Below are 21,006 nucleotides of genomic sequence, written 5' to 3' on the forward strand. Positions count from 1 at the left end.
CTTACGCTTGTACTGTTGTATCTGTATTTCTAATTTTTGTCATATATCCGATACCCGGTTTCACGTTGATTTCTTCTAGAACGTAATAGATACGCTCAGAACGTAATGCTTTTGAAACTTCTGAATTAGGATCGTTTGAATCACCAAATATGATTGCATTTGCTGAACAAGCTTCTTGACAAGCCATTTTAATATCGCCATCTTTTAATGGGCGTTTCTCAATTTTAGCTTTCAATTTACCACCTTGAATACGTTGGATACACATAGAGCATTTCTCCATCACTCCACGAGAACGTGTAGTTACATCAGGATTTAAAACCAATTGAGTAAACTCGTTATTTAAATAGTTATCGAAACGAGAATCGTTCCAGTAGTTAAACCAGTTGAAACGACGTACTTTATACGGACAGTTATTCGCACAGTAACGTGTACCTACGCAACGGTTATAAGCCATGTGGTTTAAACCATCACTTGAGTGTACAGTTGCCAATACCGGACAAACTGTTTCACAAGGTGCGTGATCACAATGTTGACATAACATTGGTTGGTGAACAACAGAAACGTGATCTAAATCTTCCAACTTAGCAATTTCCTTTTCTCTTGTTACTTCCTCTCCATTGCTTTCATAGCTATAATAACGATCGATACGAATCCAGTGCATTTCACGACGACGGCGAACCTCATCACGACCTACAACAGGAATGTTATTTTCCACGTTACAGGCAACAATACAAGAACCACAACCAGTACAAGCATTCAAATCGATTGCCATAACCCAGTTGTTACCTGGTTTTTCATATTGATCCCAAAGATCGTAGTCTTTGTGTTCTCCTTTTTCGTTACCTGCTGAAGAATCTTTTAAATATTCTTTGAAAGTAGCTTCCTTAATTACTGCACGACCCTCGAAAGAGTGGTGAGTTTGTGTTTGTGCCAATTCGTAAAAACCACCTGTTGGTGTAATCGTTACTGTAGTAGCGTATTGCATTGTTCCATTTACGAATGAAACAAATGGGAAAGCATTTTTACCTACATCATTTCCAGCTTTACCAACCTTGGTACGTCCGTAACCTAATGCGATAGATGCTGTTCCTTGTGCTTGGCCTGGTTGGATCAATACTGGAAGATCTACAGAATATCCGTTGCTTCCTTTTACAGTTACCACATCAAATTCCTTAACCTTTAATGTTTCAGCATATTTTGGAGCGATAGCAACATAGTTATCCCAAGTTACTTTAGAAACTGGATCAGGCAATTCTTGTAAGAATGCATTGTTGGCATTTTTACCATCACGCATTGGAACGCTTTCGTAAACCTGTAACTGAACATCTTTTGTTAAGGCCTTACTGCTATTTAAAATTGAAGTAGTTACTGCTGCTAAAGATAAGGTGAATGAATAAGTTCCAGCGGCTTTAGCACCTGCTGTTACCACACCTTTTTCTAAAACATCATTCCATTTCAATCCAAGTGCTGGCAACATTTTGGTTTCCCAATTGCTACGAACAAATTGATAGTAGTCTTTTACAGGAGCATCAGCCCAAGTTAATAAGCTTTCTTCAGCTTGACGGCTGTTGAAAACCGGGTTGATGGTTGGCTGAACGATAGAATAATATCCTTCGTAAGCATTTGCATCGCCCCAAGATTCTAAATAATTATGGTTAATCGCAATGGCATTACAAAGTGAAGCTGTTTCATCAGCTCTATCTGAGAATGAAATTTTTGCTGGCACTTTAGTTAAAGCATCAACGAATTTTTTGCTGTCGATTGAATCGTAAGCGGGGTTGCTATCTAAGAATAAAACAGCACCAACTTCTCCACGACCCATTTCAGCAACTAAACCATTAAATTCGGCATCGTTACCAGCATATAAGTAACAAGGGTTATCTAAATCGATAGTAGTACCATAGCTTCCGATAGCGGCGTTAATGGCATTTACTAAAATTTGTGTAGAAACATCATTAGAACCACAAACTACAAGGCCTTTACCTTTAGCTTGCAATAATTCTTTAGCAACTAACTTAATTACCTTATCAGCTGTTGTGTTGTTACCTAGTGTTCCGCCAGATAAAGCTTGACCAGTAATTGCATTATATAAGGCGATTAAAGCAGGACCTTCTTCTGATAATTTTATCGGAACACGCGTATCTGCATTAGTACCTGTTAAGCTCATTCCACTTTCGAATTGAATGTGGCGGCTCATTTTTTTGTTTTCTAATGATTTGTAGTTACGGTTAGCCGTGTATTGAGCTGTAAACTCCTCACCACTAATCCATGTACCTAAGAAATCGGCACCGAAACTTACAATTAAATCAGCCTTATCGAAATTGTACTTAGGTAAAACTGCTTTACCGAAACTGTTTTGATTGGCCTGAATAATACCTGTATAAGAAACAGCATCATACTGAACCAATTTAGCAGCAGGATATTTTGCTATAAACTGAGCAATTACAGCATTTGTCGATGGACTGCTAACTGTAGAAGCTACAATACGAATCTTTTTACCACCAGCTTGTGCTTTAGCCAACTCGCCTTTTACAAAGCTGTCAATTTTAGCCCAAGTAGTTTCCTCCGTTTTTTGATCCTTTACAAAAGCTGGTGCCTTTAATTTAGATACATCATATAAATCCAATACCGAAGCCTGTGCTCTTGCATCCGTTCCACGGAAAAATTCGCCAGCATTTGGATTTGGTTCGATCTTAATTGGACGACCTTCTCTTGTTTTAACCAAAATACTTTGGCCATTAAAGCTCGAAGTATAATAGTTAGGAATACCTGGAGTTACCTCTTCAGGCTTAATCAAGTAAGGAATAGATTTATGTATTGGGGCTGTTTGACATGCCGCTAAAGTTACTGCACCTAAACCAAAACCTAACGCCTTTAAAAAGTCGCGGCGTGGGGTAACGGTACTTAACCCTGCTTCATTTAAAACATCTTCTATTGGAAGTGGCTCGGCGAATTCGTTTTTGCTATTCTTAACAAAATCGGGTGTATTGTTATACTCCTCTAAGCCTTTCCAGTATTTTTTGTTGCTTTCCATTTAAGCTATATTACTGTTTATTCGATCGTTCTTACTAAACTCTACTTATTAATAGTGGCACTTACCACACTCTAAACCACCCAATAATGCTGGGGTAACTTTCTCGCCTTTTTTAATTTTTTCATGCGCTTCGATAACCTTTGCGTAGAAAGCATTATTTTTCTGACCAGAAATATCTGTTTCCTTGTGGCAGTTAATACACCATTTCATGGTTAATGGAGAATATTGATAAATTTCTTCCATTGTATTAACCGGACCGTGACATGCGAAACATACAGGCTCATTTGGTTGTAATCCTTTTGCTTTACGAATTGCATCTTCTGCAACAACAACGTGTTGAGAGTGGTTGAAGTAAGCGAAATCTGGAAGATTGTGTACACGTACCCATTCCATTGGTTTCTCTTTACTCTTATCGTATTGCTGCGTTTCAGGATCATAACCTAAAGCATTGTAGATTTTTTTGATCTCAGGAGAAATCTCACCATCATAATTATCTCTTGCCTGTACCGCTTTATGGCAGTTCATACAAACATTTAATGATGGAATTGTAGCATTTTTAGATTTAAAAGCTCCATTATGGCAATACTGACAATCGATTTGATTGATACCAGCGTGCAACTCATGAGAGAATTTAATTGGTTGTACAGGTTGGTAACCAGTATGAACACCAGTGTTCCACATGCCCATCCATCCCCAAGAACCTAAAGCGATGATTAAACACAAGATAAAGAACATCACAAATTTCTTGTTTTTGAACATCTTGCGAACACCTACCTTTAACGGTACATCTTCTTCAATCTCGATACCTTGTTTCTGTAAAATTAAGCGCTCTAACAATTTAGAAGCACGACCTAAGATCACTAAAATGATAATCGCGATTACAACAATGGCAATAATACCAATAATTGACAAACTTGAGGTAGTATCATCTCCAGCACCAGCTTTAGGCGCATTTGGATCTACAGCAGCTTTCGGCTCTCCTTCTTTAATGTAAGCTAGAATGTCTTTTACTTTTGTTTCATCTAACTCAGGGAAAGAAGTCATTGCAACTTTTCCATTATCGTTAAAAAGCTTTACAGCCTCTGCATTGCCAGATGCAATTAAAGCTTGCGAATTTGGAATCCATTTTAAAAGGAACTCCTCAGTATGACGATCAGACACGCCAGTTAAGGCTGGACCAACCATTTTCTGATCTAATGCGTGGCACGATGTACATTTTGCCTTGAAAAGCGTTCTTCCTTCTTTCGCATCCTGCGCACTAACGGTCGAAACCGCCATTACAGAAATAGCTGAAATCATAAATAACGACTTCCAAACACTTTTTAAAATCATCGAGATATCTCTCATAATGAACACTTTATACTTATTTAATTTACTTTTTGTTATGATATTGATGCCTGAGGTGCAATACCTCCACCAAACTTTGAACAAAAGTATAACTTATTAATAAATCCCATGACAAAATAGTGACTGGAAATACAATTTATAATCATTCTAAACAAATGTCGTTTCAAGCCATTCAGCCAATAAAAATGCCCATTTTTGATCGTAATCTCAAATGGGCATAACAAAACCAAATTTGGTTTATTAATGATTTATTGTTATTGTCTTAATATCCAAGCAAACATTAAAGGCGCTACAATTGTAGCATCACTTTCTACAATAAATTTTGGCGTATGAATATCTAATTTACCCCAAGTAATTTTTTCGTTTGGCACTGCACCAGAATACGAACCATAAGATGTTGTAGAATCTGAGATCTGGCAGAAGTAACTCCAGAAAGGAATATTCTCCATTTCCATATCTTGATACAACATTGGAACTACACATATTGGGAAATCTCCAGCGATACCGCCACCAATTTGGAAGAAGCCAATTCCCTTACCTCCGCTGTTCGCAATATACCAATCGGCTAACCAACCCATATATTCAATACCGCCTTTTACAGTAGTTGCAGTTAGCTCCTTTTTCATTACATAAGAGGCAAATATATTCCCCATGGTAGAATCTTCCCATCCCGGAACTACAATCGGCAAATTCTTTTCAGCTGCTGCTAACATCCACGAGTTTTTAGGATCGATTTCATAGTACTGCTCTAAATCTCCACTTAAAAGCATTTTATACATAAATTCATGTGGAAAATAACGTTCGCCCGCAGCTTCGGCATCCATCCAAATCTTTTGAATGTGCTTCTGTAAACGACGGAAAGCTTCCTCCTCAGGAATACAAGTATCAGTAACGCGGTTATAATGGTTTTCTAACAAATCCCATTCATCCTGCGGACTTAAATCGCGATAGTTAGGCACACGTTTGTAGTGTGAGTGCGCCACCAAGTTCATAATATCTTCTTCAAGGTTAGCGCCTGTACAAGAAATAATGGCCACTTTATCTTGGCGAATCATCTCTGCAAGCGAAATTCCCAATTCTGCAGTACTCATTGCACCAGCAAGTGTGATCATCATTTTACCACCCTCATCCAAATGCGTTTCGTAACCTTTCGCCGCATCCATCATTGCCGCAGCATTAAAATGGAGGTAATTACGCTCCATAAACTGAGATATTGGTCCTCTTGTATTGCTCATTTTATTTTGTATTGTTTGCGGCAAAAATAGGTATTTCACCCGAAAGGTTAAAACATAAAGCGTTTGCCTATAAAACTTAATATATTTTGGAAAGCACTGATCTTGCTAATAGCGAACACCCGTCCGGCTTTTTGGTACAAGTCCGCACCCGGGAAAATCGGGCTTGCGGGCTTTCCCCTACAATCCGGTTTGGGTGGCAAAATAATTACCATTATTTATGGCAGTTCCAACCAAACGCCACAGTATGGAGATTGAATTGAAGAGAATGCCAATTAAATAAAATTCTGTTAATTTGCGGCGATGAAAAAATATTACTTTCTGCTCTTATTTGCACTTTTTTCGCAGGTTTCTTTCGCACAAATGAAATTGATCAAAAAAATGCTCTCCAACGAAAAAGATACTACTCGCAAAGCAAGTTTTCTACCTATTCCAGCTTTTGGATATTCGCAAGAAACAGGCTTTGAATTTGGTGTGGGTGCCATTTATTCATTTTATACCGATCGGATAGATACCTTAACCAGAAGTTCCAACTTCTCGGGAAACGTTACTTATTCTACAAAAAAAACATATAACCTCACCCTAAAAGGCGATGCTTGGAGCAAGGGAAATAAATACCACGCCATTGGAGAAATAAGGTTCAAAAAAATGCCCTTTAACTTTTACGGCTTAGGGAATAACACCAACCAAGCCGATAAAGATGATTTGGTTCAACAGCAATTAAAGATACTGTTCGATTTAGAAAAGACCTTTATAAAAAATGCCTACATTGGAGTTTCACTAGGATTTGAAGATTACCATTACGACGATAAAGTGACGGGTGGCATTTTCAGCACCGATCAAAGAATTATTGGAAAGTTGGGCGGAAAGCTTTTCTGGACTGGCGTTTCTCAAAGTTACGATACCCGAAATTCTAACAACTACCCAACAAAAGGTTTTTTCGGAAGATTAACCTATCAATATGCACCTGACTTTTTTGGTGGAGATAACTTTAGTGGGAGTCAGATAAAATTAAACATTCGCAATTTTTGGAGGCTGGGTAATCAATTTGTTTTGGGTGCGCAAGGTATATACCATACTGTACAAAGTAAAAACACACCATTTTATTTATTACCGCAAATGGGAAATGATGAAATGATGCGTGGTTATTATTCAGGGCGTTATCGCGATGAGAATTTATTGGCCGTACAAACTGAACTTAGGTTTAGGTACAACAATCGTTTCGGCTTGGTACTCTTTGCCGGAACTGGTACTGTTTGGGGAAAATCTGAATTCGATGTAGATCAGTTTAAACCAAATCTTGGCGGCGGCTTTAGGTACTTTTTCGATCCAGCTAAAGGCTTAAGTGTACGTTTGGATTATGGAATTGGCGAGAAAAAAGGAACAGAAAAACGCCAAAGTGGTTTTTATATTGGTTTAGCAGAAGCATTTTAAGTATGGAAAATGTTTGATGGAAAACGGGTGATGGGCGACATTTTCATACTTGTTCACATTTCCATCGGCCATCTTACCTATTCCATTTTACATCTTTTAATTGTTTCTCTTACGCTCCTCTTCATTACCAGCTTTCCGATCTATCTGCTTAATCTTTTCATTTCCAAAAATATAGCGAATTGTTAAGCGTAACTGTCTAGAATCATAATAATTGTTGTATTCCTGCCTGATATTATTCACCAAACTGTTAAAGCGATATTGGTTGGTTTTTAGAATATCTGTAGCATTAACAGCTATTTGTATCTTCTTGTTAAACAACAAGGTTTTTACGCCCAAATCTAAATTACACTGACTTCTATTATTGTTCAATCCATCAACTGCTGGAAATTGAAACCAGAAATTCACATCACCCATAATAGTTTTCGATTTGTTCAGCGTGAATTGATTTACTGTAGAAAAATATGCACTGAAACCTTTCAAGTTATTCAAGGTTTGTTCGATACTAGAATTTGATACATTGCAGAAAACATCAAACTGATTGCTACTCTCCCACCCTTTAATTGGTTTAACTAGCACCGAGTTACTCAACTGGTAATTATATCCGGTTATAAAATTTATGGGTTTTGAAGCCTGAATATTCGTACTTGCATCAATAAAATTTACATCATTAAAACCATTTGAAATATGGCTAAATGAAAGTGCGCTAGTAAATACGTTATTGTAAACATGAGAAATTTCGATGTTATTATTGTAAGATGGTTGCAAAAATGGATTTCCTTCGGCATAAACATATTGATTACTATACCAGCGGAAAGGATTTAATTTTCTGTAGGCGGGTCGGTTTATTCTACGCCCATAATTAATTCCCCAATTGCTAGTTTCACTCGCCCGATAAACCGCATAAAAAGTTGGGAATAATTGGAAGTAATCATTTTGATTTAGCTCATTACTAGATTTTCCATCAATCTGTGTATATTCTGCTCGTAGTCCGATTTGGAAATCCCATTTTTTAATGGTTTTATTAAGATTAACATACAAAGCTTGGGTTCGCTCCTTGTAATTGAACAGATTGGTTTGGGCTAAATCTGCCTGATAAACCTCATTTCTTTTTTGATAAAAAGCAAGATCACTCTCATTCTCGATAAAGCTTAATTTTGTTCCTAACGAAAATTTGAAGGTTTTAAAGGGTAAATCGACATCAGCTTTTAATGTATATAAATCTATTGATTGCTTACTGGTTGATAAATATTCGGCAAAAGCATTTTGAATAATTGCTCCATTTTCGGCATAGCTTGTATTGTTAAAATACCTGCTTTTATCATCACCAAATTTAAACCAATCTGCATTGATGGTAATTTGTTTTCCAGTAGTATCTAAAGCTTGTTTTAAATAAAGATTTGCGGCATTATAATGTGACCTGATTTTTGCGCTGGCGTCAGAATTAAGTATAGAATCTAAGCGTTGGACGGAGTTAAAAATGGTCGTTCTAATATTTTCTTCGGAGTGAAAATTGGTTAACCCACCGTTGTAAGAAAAGCCAAGCAAGGTTTTTTGCGACAGCTGATAATCCAGCCCAACCTGTCCGCTGGGAACCGTTCGAAAGTTCCGATCCTTGTTTACGATGTTCCAGGTTTGCGTTGGATAAAAAACATTGCTTTGCTCAAAGGGCGCAAGTGATCCTTTCCTAATGTTTAAGTTTGTATATAATGTGATTTTATCTTTACGGTAGCTCAGGTTTCCACCAACAGAAGCCGTTGAGTGTGTAGCTTGGGTAAATGTAGAATTAAAAGCACCTTTAAAACCCTCAGCAATTGCTTTTTTTAGTACAATATTGATAAGTCCGTTATTACCCTGTGCGTCGTATTTTGCTGGAGGATTGGTAATCACCTCAATTTTGGAGATATTATCGGAAGAAATTGATTTCAGGTAATTGGTTAAGTCATCTTCCGAAAGCTGAACGAGTTTATCGTTAACCATAATATTGACTTTTCCTTTACCTACCAACGAAACTTGATCATTTAAAACCCGAACACCAGGGATTTTAGCAAGCAATTCTAATGCATCGGTACCAATCGCAGCTACACTGTTTTCTGCATTAAAAACAGTTCGATCTATTTTCTTCTCGATTAATGCTTTTTTAGCGTTGATTTGAACATCGTTCAGTGTATTTGAATTTTCTTTAAGCAGGATATTAATTACGGTGTCTTGCTTTAAATAAAATGAATCGTGTTTGGTTTCGAAATTGAGGGATGAGAAAGTAAGTATGTATTTACCAGCCTCAAGATTTTTTAAAACATAAGCGCCATTGCTATCTGTTTGGGTGTAGTTAGACTTGTTTTTGGGGTCGATAATTTTAATCGAGATAAATTCAATTGCCGTATTCTTTTCATCAATAACCTTTCCAGAGATTTTGAGTTGGGCTCGTAATGTTATCGAGAAAAATAATAAGAGTAAAACTAATAGAACCCTGCCTAACATAAATACTGGTTAAGCTATTTATTTGATTGCCAAACTTCAAATTTACCCTTGTTATTCAAATCAAATTTGGCATCAGATCCATCCATAACAACACCGTTTTTTAAAGTCTTTATGGTTACATTCTTAGCAACTCCAGTTTTTTTTATGCTATTGTATATAATTTTATCAGCTACTAAGTTAATTTCTCCGTAAGTTAAGCTGGCTTTTCCATAGAGCGATATTATACTTTTATCTTTACTAAACTTAACTGAATCTTTAGCACTATATTCAATTTTCCGCTCACCAAACTGATCTTGTTTTTCAAGAGAGTCTCTAACTTTTTGTAGCATGTTTTGATCAGCTTTCAATTTGGAGGCACTTCCTCCAGCCGAATAAACTTTATAACTAGCGCTATTTAAGTCAATATCAACTGTACCAGCATCTACAAAATTGCCATCGGCATTAGTAATAGTTACTTTCGTGGCTGAGATTGTACCTTTGGCCTTATTCCAAATTAATTTTTCCGCTTTTAAAATATCTTGACCAATCTTAACAGTGGCATCGTCGAAATAAAAGATATGATTCTTTATATCGCCTTTTGATTTTTGAAATGATATGATTTCGGGAACCATTGGCTCAGTAATACTTGAAATAATAGGTTTAACACCAGCTACTTTTTGTCTCCCATCTTTTTGATAAAAACGATTGTAAAGCGATTCATTTTTTATCTCATGCTTTTTTGGTTCGGAAGTTAAAACAATCATTTTATCTGTTGAGTAAACATTCTTCGAGACTAATTTTTCTCCAATAAATTTCACCAACGCCTGATCTCCAACCTTAAAATTATTGCCCTTTACATTTAGGGTACTTAAGTTTAAATTGATGGTAAAAGTGCCATCATTCAAAACGATTTTTTGGAGCGTACCATCGGTATTTTTCTGTATTGATTTAATTTTTGATGAGGTATAGCGGGCTTTGTTCACCTCATATAGAAAAGCATTCTTCTCAAATTTGTGCTCATAAATTAATTTTCCGTTTAAGGTTGTAATCTTTTCTGGATAATAAATTGCCTTAGTTGAACTTTTAATAACTTTCCCATTCTTATCCATAATTTTAAAATTATTCAATCTAGCATTAATAAAAGCAATAAGTTCATCTCCTACTTTAATTTTATCTTTAAAGTTGGTTGCTTCAACCGCATAAGTTTTTCCGTCAGCTACGATATCAAATGTATATCCAAAAACAGCCTTATCTATGCTAGTTACCTTTCCTTTTAAGGTGCCCTCGTAAAAATCTTTTACAGGTTTTATCTCGGTACTTTTATTACCCGTGGCTTGCGCATAAACCACTTGCACCGCAAAAAGCCAAACCAATCCAATCGCAACTGGTAAGGCCAATAGGTAAATAGATTTTTTGATTTTCCTAGATTTTGAGTTGAACAACATTTTAATTCGATCTTTTATAGGGCTTTTAACGAAATTGTGAATCAGCGGCATATCGCTTTTGGCCACAGCAAGCTTCAGTAATAAAGCGGCGTATTGCTGGCTACCTACATTCGATGAAGTAATTTCATCCGCCTCATATTCATGGGTTTGTTCTAAGGCTTTATCATATAGATACACAATCGGATTAAACCAAAGCATAGCCTTAAAAATCATCAACAAAATCTTATCTATGGAATGATAATGCTCAGCATGAACCCGTTCATGAGCTAATAAAACCTCTAATTCCTTTTCAGCTAAGCTATTTTCATCAATAAAGACATAATTAAAGAAAGAGCAATTGGTAAAACCACTTGGCTTTGGAATGATCTTTAACCCATTGATAACCGAGGTATGGGCTTTTGAATGTTTAACAAGTTGAGATAACTTCCAGAGGCAAAAGCCCAACATCGTAAATGCGACTAAAGCATAACCGATTGAAACTAAATTGTACCATTCAAATTGATATTCAGGTGAGTAACCAGTTTCGGCATCAACGGGTAATGGTGGCATTTCGAATGTGATTGGTGCTGCAACATTGGTTTCGATAGTTGGAATTGCAACTTTTGCTGGAGCTACCGTTCTAACCAAATCGAACTGTAAAGCTGGAATAATAAAACTCAACAAAAGTGTGGTGAGTAAGTAAAACCTATTGATTTTGAAAAAAGTTAATCTTCTTAAAACCAACAGATAAAATCCGAAGAATAAAGCGGTACATGCAGTTACCTTAAGCAAATAGAATAATAGTTCCATATTGATATATTCTTAGCAGCCACGTTCAGAAAACTTTACAAAACCATCCAAAATCAGATTGCAGATTCTGCGGATATTCTTTTGCTCATTAATGAAATTCAGTGATTTCTCATCAGAAATATTTCCAAGTTCTATCAAAACCGCAGGAGATTTAGATTCTCTCAGCACCAATAAACTAGCGTCTTTTAGCGAATCTCTAACGGCAATTCCTTTCAACAGTCTTAACTTATTTAAGATCACGCCGCCTAATTCTTCAGCCATTTTGATGTTGTTATTTAATTTAGAAACATAAACCTCAATTCCACCGAATGATGTAGGTGTATTTGTTGGCATTGAATTATGGTGGATGGATATAAATGCAGTTACTTGTTGTTTTGGCAACCGATCGCGAAGCGCCATATATTGATCGCTGTTCCTAGTCAACATTACCTTAATTCCTCTTCTTGTTGCTTCTTCTTGTAGAATTTTCACCGCCCTTAGGTTTAAGTCTTTTTCTCTTTGCCCATTAACTGCCGTTGCTGCAGCATCCTTACCTCCGTGCCCAGCATCAACAACCAACACCGCTTCTATTTCTTTAAAAGCTGGCTTCGCATCCGGATTTACCGCAATCTTGCCAGCTAGGTAATTCATAGCATAAATATTTGTTCTTTTACGTACATCAGAATTTATTTCGCCATCGCTAACTGTTTTCTGAATAGTTACTTCTTTTCGATTTACAAACGCTAAGCAACAAATTAACAAAATAGGCACGATAGCTAAGTAGGAAAGCTTTTTAAGCTTTGCATTTGGTTCTTTATACAACATCATAATTCTATTTTTTAGTGGAAGTTTGCTAAAACTATTGGTGGCAAAATTTGCCGATGGCATGGTTAAATTAAGTAGCAGAGAAGCATAAGTTTTTTTATCTGCAACTTTCGAGGTTTCTCTATCAGCCAGAAACTCGTGGTTATGGTCAATGGCATTTCGCCAGAAATAAACAACTGGATTAAACCACAGCACAGCCGTTACTATATTAACCAACATCTTATCTAAAGCATGCAATTGTTTTACATGTATAGATTCATGCTTGATTACCAAATTCTTTTCTACCAATGGCAAAGCAGAATCGACTATGATTTTATTAAAGAAAGAACAGTTTTTTATTACTGATCGTTCATCAACCAAGATTACCACACCATCAGAATCTACTGCATGTTTGCGCAATTGAAATTTTATTCGGCCCATCATCAATAGCATTCTAAAAATAAGAAGCGCCAAAATAGTGTAGTAACCATATTCGAGAATCTGATTAAATTTTATGGTTGTAATGGGCGTAGTTCCATCATCAACAAAATCTTTCTCGGTGAAACCCTCATTGCTGTAACCTATTTTTGTTGGCATTTCTTTGGCAGACACTACCACCTCGGTTCGGTGCTGGATGGTTACGGCAGGAATGGCGAAGCAGAGCACCAGCATCACCAAAAGATAAGCTCGATTGAGGTTAAAAAAAGTAAGCTTAGACAATAGAAATTGATAAACAGCAAAGAATATTGCTGTACATGCAGAAACCTTTAACAGATAAATTAAAATCATGACTGTGCATTTTGATTAATGATTCGTTTAATTTCTTCTATATCCTTTTCACTTAGTTTTTCTTCTTTTACCATGAACGATAAAAGACTGGCTGGAGAATTATCGAAGTAGCCAGAAAACAATTTCGAGAATGTTGTTTTCGCATATTCATCTTTAGTTATTGCAGGAAAATATTCATACGTTTTGCCGTAAGCCTTGTAGTTTACATAACCTTTCTTTTCTAAAAGCCGAACTATAGATGAAATGGTACTATATGGAGGTTTAGGCTCATCGTCTAACTCATCGATAATATCCTTTACAAACGCTTTTTTCAGCTTCCATAAAACCTGCATAATACGCTCTTCTGTTTTGGTTAATTCTTCCATACCCAAACATATAACTTATTTTTCAGTTTTACAACTAAAATATAAGTTATACGACTGATAAATCAGTTTAAATATTTAAATCGCTGATTTACAATACTATAATTTTTTTTATTTGAAAATGAACGGCTAGTGTTTCTTGGCGACTGAAGTCCCGCCATTCGCTTTAGCCCTCGTGAAGAACTCGGGGCTGTCGCTTCTGTCTGGTTTAAGGTTGATGTATAGCTTGTGCTAATGCCTTAAAATGCTTGGGAAATTTGGACAAACCGCTCCCCTGCGTAATCAAACCCGATCGAAGCGAAATACCGCAGTTCTTTGCCTAAAAACCGAAACTAAAAAAGCATAAAGGTAGCAGGGCAAGTGAGGCTAAACCACCAAAAAAGCAAAACCTTCATTTTCGAGAAAAGTTAGCATTTTTTTTACAGTTGCGCCGTGTGATACAATTTAAATGAAGAAAGGTGCCTTTGTATTTTAACTATATAAATGGCTCATCTTTTTATTTTTGCCCATCAAATCCGTATCGTATTGCCGCTTCAAGTATTTCAATGTTTATATCTGCTAGCTTTTTAAACTTAATGCAATACCCAGTTACGCTTGCCTTACCTATTTCTTTTCCGTAAGTTTTGGCTAAGTAGGTCTTATCTGGAAGACCCATGATGTAAACAGAAATTCCCGTGTTATTCGCACTCAAACCAATTTGATAAAACTCCTTTGTTTTACCATCAGCATATTTTATGGTGTATAACCCATAACCAATATTTGGATTGGAAACGATTTTGTTCTCACTGTTTTTACCATCTAAGAACCATAACCTACAAGTTGGCAATATTTGGAGAATGCGTTGGTGCAATATCACCATATCGTTCCGTTTTGGTTCAGGCTGACTGTTAATATAGTTTTTGATTTGTTCGGTTGCTTCCATGTAAATTGTTGTCATGTAATTGCCGCTAACGTTTTCGGGCTTTGAGTTCGGGCGGCTTTCAGAGCACAAAGTTTCAATTTATTACTAAAGTTCATTAGAAGCACAAAGCTCCAAGTTTGCACACCAGCCCGCCTGACGCAAAGCCCGTGTTAGCCCTCGTTATTCTTTTCAAATCCGATTTCTCCAGCAATGTGGAGTATTTCAAAAGTGTTTTTTAATTGAATTGTATCGTCCTGTTTTGTTGGCATAATATCATCCATAATTCTCAAGATTTCTGTTTTTATTTCAAGAAAATCGTCCTTAGATGATTTTAGTAAATTTGGAGACCACGAAATTAATAATTCATAAATTGGCACATTCCCCATTGAATCATCCTTTAATCCGAAATCAATTTGGAAATTCTTTCTATTTACTTCAGTCTTAATATTTTTTGTTTTTACTTCAATTTTTTGAACCTCCGTTGGCTGAATCATTTGAAATCTAGAAACTTGAATTTCCCTTTCGTCATGCATCAAAGGGAATCCTGCTATAAATTCCATTTCAGTTACAATTGCCTTTTTATAATTCCTATTTTCAAATTTATTCAAAACCTCATCTAAAAAATCAGGAATTTTTCCTTTGTACTCATTCCCTGGAATAATATTTACTAATTTGTTCTTTTCCAACTTATTTCTCACACCTCCATTTTCAAAGCTATCCCAATCCGTTGCAACACTATACATACCCATAAATGGGTCAAACATCTGATTCGTAATTGCGATTAAACAAAGTTCTGTGCTATCGTCAATTAACTTTAATGCTAACTCATAGTTTGAAATTATTTTTACAACATTTTCTAACTCTTCCTTTCTACACTCCCAAAGAACTAATTGTCCTTTAATATTTTGACTATGTACCTTGTCAATATTTTGAAGTGAAGGAGTAACTTCATTACAACTGAAAAACTGAATAGCAAAATCTTTCTTTGGATTCACATAATGGCAATAGTCCCAGCTCCTAGCTCTCCGACTTATTTGACCAAGAAAACCAGTTGGGACTTCAAAACTATACTCAACATCGTTAACTAAATTTTCTCCAATTTTAGAGTATGAAGTCCAATATGTAAGCTGATTAAACCATGATGAATTATTTGATTCTATTTGAATTGGACTCACTACAAATGAAACCCACTCGTTTTCTTTTGTTGAATAATTAAAATTCATTAATTTCTGTTTTAACATTGTCAGAAAATCCTCTAAGTCAGTTTTAGTTGAACTAAACTTAATAGATGGCAATGCATTTGATGGGTCAAGTCTTTTTAATATAGTCATCCATGATGGTAGCAATTCTATGAAATCGCCTCCTATTTCAGCTTTTAATTTGCTCTCAGCATAAATATATTGTGAAAAATGATGAAATGGTATAACACGATAATTGGGCATCAATACTGGTGTAACGTTACATGATACGGTTGCTTCCTCCAATCGCTGAATTTTATGATAAAATTGTTTTACTTCACTTAACACACTATCTCTAGACTCCATATTAAACAAATTATTTTTCGAAACTCTAATAGATGGATTATCTCTTTCAAGCTTAGATGGATTTTCAAGAATTTGTTTAATAGGGTTTGTCCAATAACACAAATCAGAATCTTCTTCGTAAATAACTAAGAATACAGGAAAGTAACTTGATAACCAAGCTTTCAACAAACCTGAACTAATTGAAACACTATAATCACCATCATTTAATTCCTTCACATAGTCGCTGTCCTTACTTGTTGATTTTACTTGACACCGTAAATGATAATTTGTCCTAGTGTTATTGATAAAGACGTTACAATCAATATCTTCTCCAAAATCACTGTTAATAATATCGGCAGTCCATTTATATTTTGTTAGGATAAGCTGAACAGTTCTTTCTCCAATATCACCTAAACTTTGCTCGTCTGTTTGTATTGGCTCTTTTTTGCTCATAATATTATTTTGTGTCGGTTTGCTTTATAATGAGGGCAACGTTGTAGAGATTTGCGATAGGCCAGCTTCTAAGCATAAATGTTAATTAGGGGAACTGAACTTTCTTTAACCACAAAGCTGTCTGTCGAGCACGAAACCCCGCCTATTGCAAATGTGCTGTGATGGGCTGGGCTTTTGTCGTCTATTCTCATTTGAAAAGTTGTTCTACGTTGTCAGTTAATTCAAGATGTTCGTCATTGTCATCTGAACCAAGTAGTTTCTGCCAAAACGTTTTTGGTTTTTGGAAAAATTACTCTGGTCGCCCAATTTGTCGACGCGAAAAGTCCAGGTGCTAATTCACAGTTAAGTTTTTGTCCTAGCAGTTTCCAAAAATGTTCGTGGTCAACTGCAAGTGTCGGTGCTTGCCACCACTGGTCAATAGTGTCAGCAAAAACAAAAAACGAATCGTCTGCCAATGGTCCTGCCGCTGTTGTATATTCTCCTATGAATTTTATTTTGTCAATATCAAGCGTCCACCTGTTCTGAGGGTCTTGCTCATGCACTATTTTGTCGTCCTGAATTGTCAATTTATTTACTGTCATTTTATCCATTTCGTGTCGTATTCCTTGCGGCCAACTTTTTGCGGCTTGGCGAAGGTGGCGGTTAAAGATAAAATTACTAAAAGATTGGAGAAGAATTTTCCGCCACTTTTGCCAAGGTGCTGTTATGTGTAATTTACTTATTCCTTATGAATTTAGTCAAATCCCAATGTTTTAAAACACTGTCAACTTGAACATCATTTAAGTGCTTTTCATCTTTTACTTTGTTCCTATTTTTAAACTTATAAAAAAGCTTTCCTTTTCGTTTAGTAATTTTATTTGAATTTACTTGATTGAAAATATTAAGTTGTAAAAAAGTAGTGTCATTTATAAACTTAACAAATGCATCGGTTTCTAAGAGCAGCTTTAAATTTTTGGTGTTTGGTTCGACCATTTTCCAGTAATGAAGAATTTCACCTCCATGTGGATATTCTTTAGATGATTTCCAGTAATTCCCAATGGATTCATAATATCTATTTGTCGCTTTGAGATTGTTGTCTATTACAGGAATAAATAATTTTTGTCTTAGAGGATTAGCCTTTACTCCATATTCCAGATCACGGATTTTGTAGTCATTGTAAAAACTGAAAGCAAGCGGTGCTACGCAAAGAATTATTAAAATTATTGTAATCGGTTTCTTAATGGTCATTGGTTTTCGGTTGGAATTACACATAACTCTTAAATACACGAAACGCTACACCTAAAAATCATTTAAAAGGATTTTAAAGCATTTTTGTGTTGCGTTTATTAAATCGTCATTTTATGTTTTAAACGTTTATAATACTTATACCCAGTTTCTGATAATACCATTGCTAACGAGCGTAATTATTAGCTTTTACTAATGTATAAAATTATGGGTGGATATAAAAATGGGTAAACAATTGTATTTCATGTAGAAATGAAGCTAAAAAAATATTTTTTTGTATATTACAAATAATAAGCTCCTGTAAAATAATTGCTTTCTTTTAGTCTGCCTCTATCCACTTTTAGTCCGCAACAAGTCCGTATCACATCCACCTCAATACTATACTTGCTTGCTATCATATTCAGGGCATATTCGAAGTTAGTTCGAAAATATTGGCCTACTTCGAACCAGTTACGAAGCACAGTAAAATATACCGCTAAATGAAATAGTGATCTTAAATAAACTCCAAGTTTCATGAAACGAGGCCATTCTAATATTAAATATTTGTGCTTAGATAAGATTTGAAAACCGCAGGATCATATTTTTTGTGATTGAGTCTTAACATTGTTTTAGCTTTCGTGAAGAGCTTTGGGCTGTTATTGTTTTTATCAATGATGGATATTATTTACCAAAGTCAGATCCATGCACGGTTTAACTAAGACCCATTTCCTTTCATCTCTAAACCCGATCGAAGCGAGATGCCACAATTTTTCATTGGGGCAGAAGCGTGAGCGGGACTGCAAACCGCCAAGCACTCCGAACCATTCATTTCCAAAAAAAAGAGAAATAACTGCTATTTGCTTAACCCAGCCAATGCATTGATGGTTAAGGCAACAATAACGGTATTAAAAATAAAGGCGATTAAACTGTGTAGTAAAGAAAGCCGCCTAATCTTTCTGGATGAAATTTCGACATCAGAGACTTGAAAAGTCATGCCCAAAACGAAAGAGAAATAAGCGAAATCGATGAAATCGGGCTCATGATCTCCAGGGAAACCTAAGCCTGAACCTTTATTGGTATCGCTATCGCCATAATAAAGATGTGCATAGCGCATGCTGAAAGTGGTATGTACCAAAAACCAGGAGAGAAACATGCCCGATATGGCAACAACTAAATCTAGTGGTTCAATATCCTTGCTAATTAAAAGTAAAATTACGGCAAGCAAACCTGCAAATGTAGATACGACTACTATGCCAAAGATTTCGCTCCGGGTTTCATCCTGCATTTTGGCTTTTAAGTGTGTTTCTTCTGCAGAGGTATTGAAAAACATATACCAATGTAGTGTAATCAGCACCAGACAGAAAAAATCCCAGCCCAGCATGATGTGGGTTAACACATTCATTTCTAAAAATAGGGACCCTAAATAAATGAATACGCCAACCAAAAGACTGATCAACAGAATATATAATGCTGATAATTTTTGGATACCTTCTAATTTAGGTTCTATTTTCATTGATTAAACTTGAGCTTAAAGTGTTCTTTTACTTGTCCTTTTTTGAAATAAACCAAACCGATCCAAAACAAATCGATGGTTACGGTAACATCAGGATGGTTCTTAATTTCTGACCACGCTTCTTTCATTCCTTCGCTCCAGTAAATATCATCAAAAATAAGCAACGAATTTTCGGTTACTTTTGGCAAACACCATTTAAAATAATTTAAGGTGGCGTCTTTGCGGTGATTACCATCAATGTAAACAAAATCCAACGTAGGCTGCTTTGCAATGATATCGGGTAAAATAAGATCGAAATTCCCTACATGAAGCTCGATATTATTCAGATCTAAATCCTGAAAGTTTTTCTTTGCAACCTCTGCCGTTTCCGGACAACCTTCAATGGTAATAATTTCTGCATCAGGACTTGCTTTTGATAAATAGGAAGAGGTAATGCCTAAACAGGTTCCTAATTCTATAGCTGTTTTCGGATTGGTATTTTTGGCCAAACGGTAAATCAATTTCGCCAAACGTGGACTTTTCAATGCGTTTTTAGCAATCTGACTCACCTTTTTTGTACGATTTTTATTCAGGTGAGAACCTGCACCGAGGTCGGTAACGGTGATTATAGAATCGTCATTAAAAAGTTTTTTTCGCTGCTCTTCTATATTTTTGTATTCAGATTTGTTGGTAAAATCGTAAATTACCTCATCGGCAAGCTTATACACAAATGGTGAATGCGTTCCATGACGGGTTTTTGCTGTCAAACGGTGTTTAAGATAATCTGTAATAAATTGAAATAGCATAATATTGCAAAAGTAATTAAACGCCGCAAACGTATGTATGTTTTATGGAAAATATAGCAGAGATAAGTGCTTTAGTTAAATTGTTGGATGATCCGGATGAGGAAGTTTACCAGCATGTGGAGAAAAAACTGCTTGAATATGGCGGTGAGGTTGTTCACTATTTGGAAAATGCCTGGGAGCAATCTTTCGATGGCTTGTTGCAGGAACGTATAGAAAACATCGTTCATCAAATTCAGTTTAAAACCGTTAAGGAAGACTTGAATCTGTGGTATTTAAGTGGTGCTTTCGATTTGATGCAAGGTGCAATGATCATCAATCGTTACCAATATCCTGATCTTGATGAACAAAAAATCATTAATCAGCTAGAGGAAATAAAACGAGATATTTGGCTGGGACTACAATATGAAATGAGTTCGGTGGAGAAAGTTAAACTCATTAACCACGTTTTATATCAACAATATGGTTTCGGTGGAAATACAAAAAACCACCACGATCCTCAAAATTCTTATTTAAACCAAGTACTCGAAAGCAAAAAAGGCAACCAGATTTCTTTGGCGATTATCTATTCCACACTTGCCCAAAAACTAGATTTACCCATTTATGGCATTAACCTTCCGCAGCATTTTATTTTAGGTTTTATTGATGAAAGCAAACAGGAAGGAACCGAATATGGTGTGCTTTTCTACATCAATGCTTTTAATCGTGGCAACATTTTCGGCAAACATGATGTCGATCAATTTTTACGCCAGCTGAATTTAGAATCACTGCCTGAATATTACAGGCCATGCAGCAATACCGATATCATTCGCAGGGTGATTAGAAACCTGATTTCTGCTTATGAAAATGCTGGTGCCACAGAAAAAGTTGCGGAATTAAATGAGCTGCAAAATATTTTGATTGATGGTTCTGCCGAATAAAAAAAGCCGCAACGAATGTGCGGCTTAAATAAAAAATAT

At 35.9% G+C, this 21,006-nt stretch carries 15 protein-coding genes; 2 read left to right on the plus strand and 13 right to left on the minus strand.

The window, feature by feature from the left end; genetic code table 11:
* Position 1: 1 nt before the first annotated feature.
* From EZ449_RS00330 to EZ449_RS00340, 3 genes are all read right to left on the minus strand, one after another.
* Positions 2-3,034, minus strand: coding sequence for a TAT-variant-translocated molybdopterin oxidoreductase (locus EZ449_RS00330; protein WP_131555972.1), 3,033 nt, complete (start codon positions 3,032-3,034; stop codon positions 2-4).
* Positions 3,035-3,082: 48 nt separating this feature from the next.
* Positions 3,083-4,381, minus strand: a complete 1,299-nt coding sequence (locus EZ449_RS00335; protein ID WP_131555973.1) for a c-type cytochrome — start codon at positions 4,379-4,381, stop codon at positions 3,083-3,085.
* Positions 4,382-4,635: 254 nt separating this feature from the next.
* Positions 4,636-5,616 carry a deoxyhypusine synthase family protein gene (locus EZ449_RS00340; protein WP_131555974.1) on the minus strand — a complete coding sequence of 327 codons (981 nt, stop codon included), beginning with the start codon at positions 5,614-5,616 and terminating at the stop codon, positions 4,636-4,638.
* A 300-nt stretch (positions 5,617-5,916) separates the two neighbouring features.
* Between EZ449_RS00340 and EZ449_RS00345 the strand changes: the two genes are divergently transcribed.
* Positions 5,917-7,047: a BamA/TamA family outer membrane protein gene (locus EZ449_RS00345; RefSeq protein WP_131555975.1), complete on the plus strand. Its 1,131-nt coding sequence runs from the start codon at positions 5,917-5,919 to the stop codon at positions 7,045-7,047.
* A gap of 96 nt (positions 7,048-7,143) precedes the next feature.
* Here the strand turns inward: EZ449_RS00345 and EZ449_RS00350 are convergent, their stop codons facing one another.
* From EZ449_RS00350 to EZ449_RS00395, 10 genes are all read right to left on the minus strand, one after another.
* Positions 7,144-9,525 carry an outer membrane beta-barrel protein gene (locus EZ449_RS00350; RefSeq protein WP_131555976.1) on the minus strand — a complete coding sequence of 794 codons (2,382 nt, stop codon included), beginning with the start codon at positions 9,523-9,525 and terminating at the stop codon, positions 7,144-7,146.
* Between the two features lie 14 nt (positions 9,526-9,539).
* Positions 9,540-11,738, minus strand: a complete 2,199-nt coding sequence (locus EZ449_RS00355; protein WP_131555977.1) for a M56 family metallopeptidase — start codon at positions 11,736-11,738, stop codon at positions 9,540-9,542.
* 12 nt (positions 11,739-11,750) lie between these two features.
* Positions 11,751-13,310: an N-acetylmuramoyl-L-alanine amidase gene (locus tag EZ449_RS00360; protein WP_131555978.1), complete on the minus strand. Its 1,560-nt coding sequence runs from the start codon at positions 13,308-13,310 to the stop codon at positions 11,751-11,753.
* A complete protein-coding gene (locus EZ449_RS00365; protein WP_131555979.1) occupies positions 13,307-13,675 on the minus strand; it encodes a BlaI/MecI/CopY family transcriptional regulator in 369 nt (122 codons plus the stop codon). The genes EZ449_RS00360 and EZ449_RS00365 overlap by 4 nt, the downstream gene beginning before the upstream one ends.
* A 493-nt stretch (positions 13,676-14,168) precedes the next feature.
* A complete protein-coding gene (locus tag EZ449_RS00370; RefSeq protein WP_131556443.1) occupies positions 14,169-14,594 on the minus strand; it encodes a DUF1801 domain-containing protein in 426 nt (141 codons plus the stop codon).
* Positions 14,595-14,743: 149 nt separating this feature from the next.
* Positions 14,744-16,549 (minus strand): DUF4365 domain-containing protein, encoded by a 1,806-nt coding sequence (locus tag EZ449_RS00375; RefSeq protein ID WP_131555980.1) that lies wholly within the window; start codon positions 16,547-16,549, stop codon positions 14,744-14,746.
* Between the two features lie 239 nt (positions 16,550-16,788).
* Positions 16,789-17,130, minus strand: a complete 342-nt coding sequence (locus EZ449_RS00380) for a hypothetical protein (RefSeq protein ID WP_131555981.1) — start codon at positions 17,128-17,130, stop codon at positions 16,789-16,791.
* 133 nt (positions 17,131-17,263) lie between these two features.
* Positions 17,264-17,776, minus strand: a complete 513-nt coding sequence (locus EZ449_RS00385) for a hypothetical protein (RefSeq protein ID WP_131555982.1) — start codon at positions 17,774-17,776, stop codon at positions 17,264-17,266.
* Positions 17,777-18,605: 829 nt separating this feature from the next.
* Positions 18,606-19,265 carry a DUF1345 domain-containing protein gene (locus tag EZ449_RS00390; RefSeq protein ID WP_131555983.1) on the minus strand — a complete coding sequence of 220 codons (660 nt, stop codon included), beginning with the start codon at positions 19,263-19,265 and terminating at the stop codon, positions 18,606-18,608.
* The gene (locus EZ449_RS00395) at positions 19,262-20,050 is read right to left on the minus strand and encodes an O-methyltransferase (protein WP_131555984.1); all 789 of its coding nucleotides are present in this window, start codon (positions 20,048-20,050) and stop codon (positions 19,262-19,264) included. Before EZ449_RS00395 ends, EZ449_RS00390 begins: the two co-directional genes overlap by 4 nt.
* Before the next feature lie 44 nt (positions 20,051-20,094).
* Here EZ449_RS00395 and EZ449_RS00400 point away from each other — a divergent pair, with 44 nt between their 5' ends.
* Positions 20,095-20,967, plus strand: a complete 873-nt coding sequence (locus EZ449_RS00400; protein ID WP_131555985.1) for a transglutaminase-like domain-containing protein — start codon at positions 20,095-20,097, stop codon at positions 20,965-20,967.
* Positions 20,968-21,006 lie beyond the last annotated feature (39 nt).

This window comes from Pedobacter frigidisoli, from assembly GCF_004331675.1.
GTDB lineage: Bacteria > Bacteroidota > Bacteroidia > Sphingobacteriales > Sphingobacteriaceae > Pedobacter > Pedobacter frigidisoli.

What these genes read in the sequence shown, in the direction of transcription:
- EZ449_RS00330 (WP_131555972.1), bottom strand. Translation starts at nt 3,034, where the DNA reads ATGGAAAGCAACAAAAAATACTGGAAAGGCTTAGAGGAGTATAACAAT.
- EZ449_RS00335 (WP_131555973.1), bottom strand. Translation starts at nt 4,381, where the DNA reads ATGAGAGATATCTCGATGATTTTAAAAAGTGTTTGGAAGTCGTTATTT.
- EZ449_RS00340 (WP_131555974.1), bottom strand. Translation starts at nt 5,616, where the DNA reads ATGAGCAATACAAGAGGACCAATATCTCAGTTTATGGAGCGTAATTAC.
- EZ449_RS00345 (WP_131555975.1), top strand. Translation starts at nt 5,917, where the DNA reads ATGAAAAAATATTACTTTCTGCTCTTATTTGCACTTTTTTCGCAGGTT.
- EZ449_RS00350 (WP_131555976.1), bottom strand. Translation starts at nt 9,525, where the DNA reads ATGTTAGGCAGGGTTCTATTAGTTTTACTCTTATTATTTTTCTCGATA.
- EZ449_RS00355 (WP_131555977.1), bottom strand. Translation starts at nt 11,738, where the DNA reads ATGGAACTATTATTCTATTTGCTTAAGGTAACTGCATGTACCGCTTTA.
- EZ449_RS00360 (WP_131555978.1), bottom strand. Translation starts at nt 13,310, where the DNA reads ATGATTTTAATTTATCTGTTAAAGGTTTCTGCATGTACAGCAATATTC.
- EZ449_RS00365 (WP_131555979.1), bottom strand. Translation starts at nt 13,675, where the DNA reads ATGGAAGAATTAACCAAAACAGAAGAGCGTATTATGCAGGTTTTATGG.
- EZ449_RS00370 (WP_131556443.1), bottom strand. Translation starts at nt 14,594, where the DNA reads ATGGAAGCAACCGAACAAATCAAAAACTATATTAACAGTCAGCCTGAA.
- EZ449_RS00375 (WP_131555980.1), bottom strand. Translation starts at nt 16,549, where the DNA reads ATGAGCAAAAAAGAGCCAATACAAACAGACGAGCAAAGTTTAGGTGAT.
- EZ449_RS00380 (WP_131555981.1), bottom strand. Translation starts at nt 17,130, where the DNA reads ATGACAGTAAATAAATTGACAATTCAGGACGACAAAATAGTGCATGAG.
- EZ449_RS00385 (WP_131555982.1), bottom strand. Translation starts at nt 17,776, where the DNA reads ATGACCATTAAGAAACCGATTACAATAATTTTAATAATTCTTTGCGTA.
- EZ449_RS00390 (WP_131555983.1), bottom strand. Translation starts at nt 19,265, where the DNA reads ATGAAAATAGAACCTAAATTAGAAGGTATCCAAAAATTATCAGCATTA.
- EZ449_RS00395 (WP_131555984.1), bottom strand. Translation starts at nt 20,050, where the DNA reads ATGCTATTTCAATTTATTACAGATTATCTTAAACACCGTTTGACAGCA.
- EZ449_RS00400 (WP_131555985.1), top strand. Translation starts at nt 20,095, where the DNA reads ATGGAAAATATAGCAGAGATAAGTGCTTTAGTTAAATTGTTGGATGAT.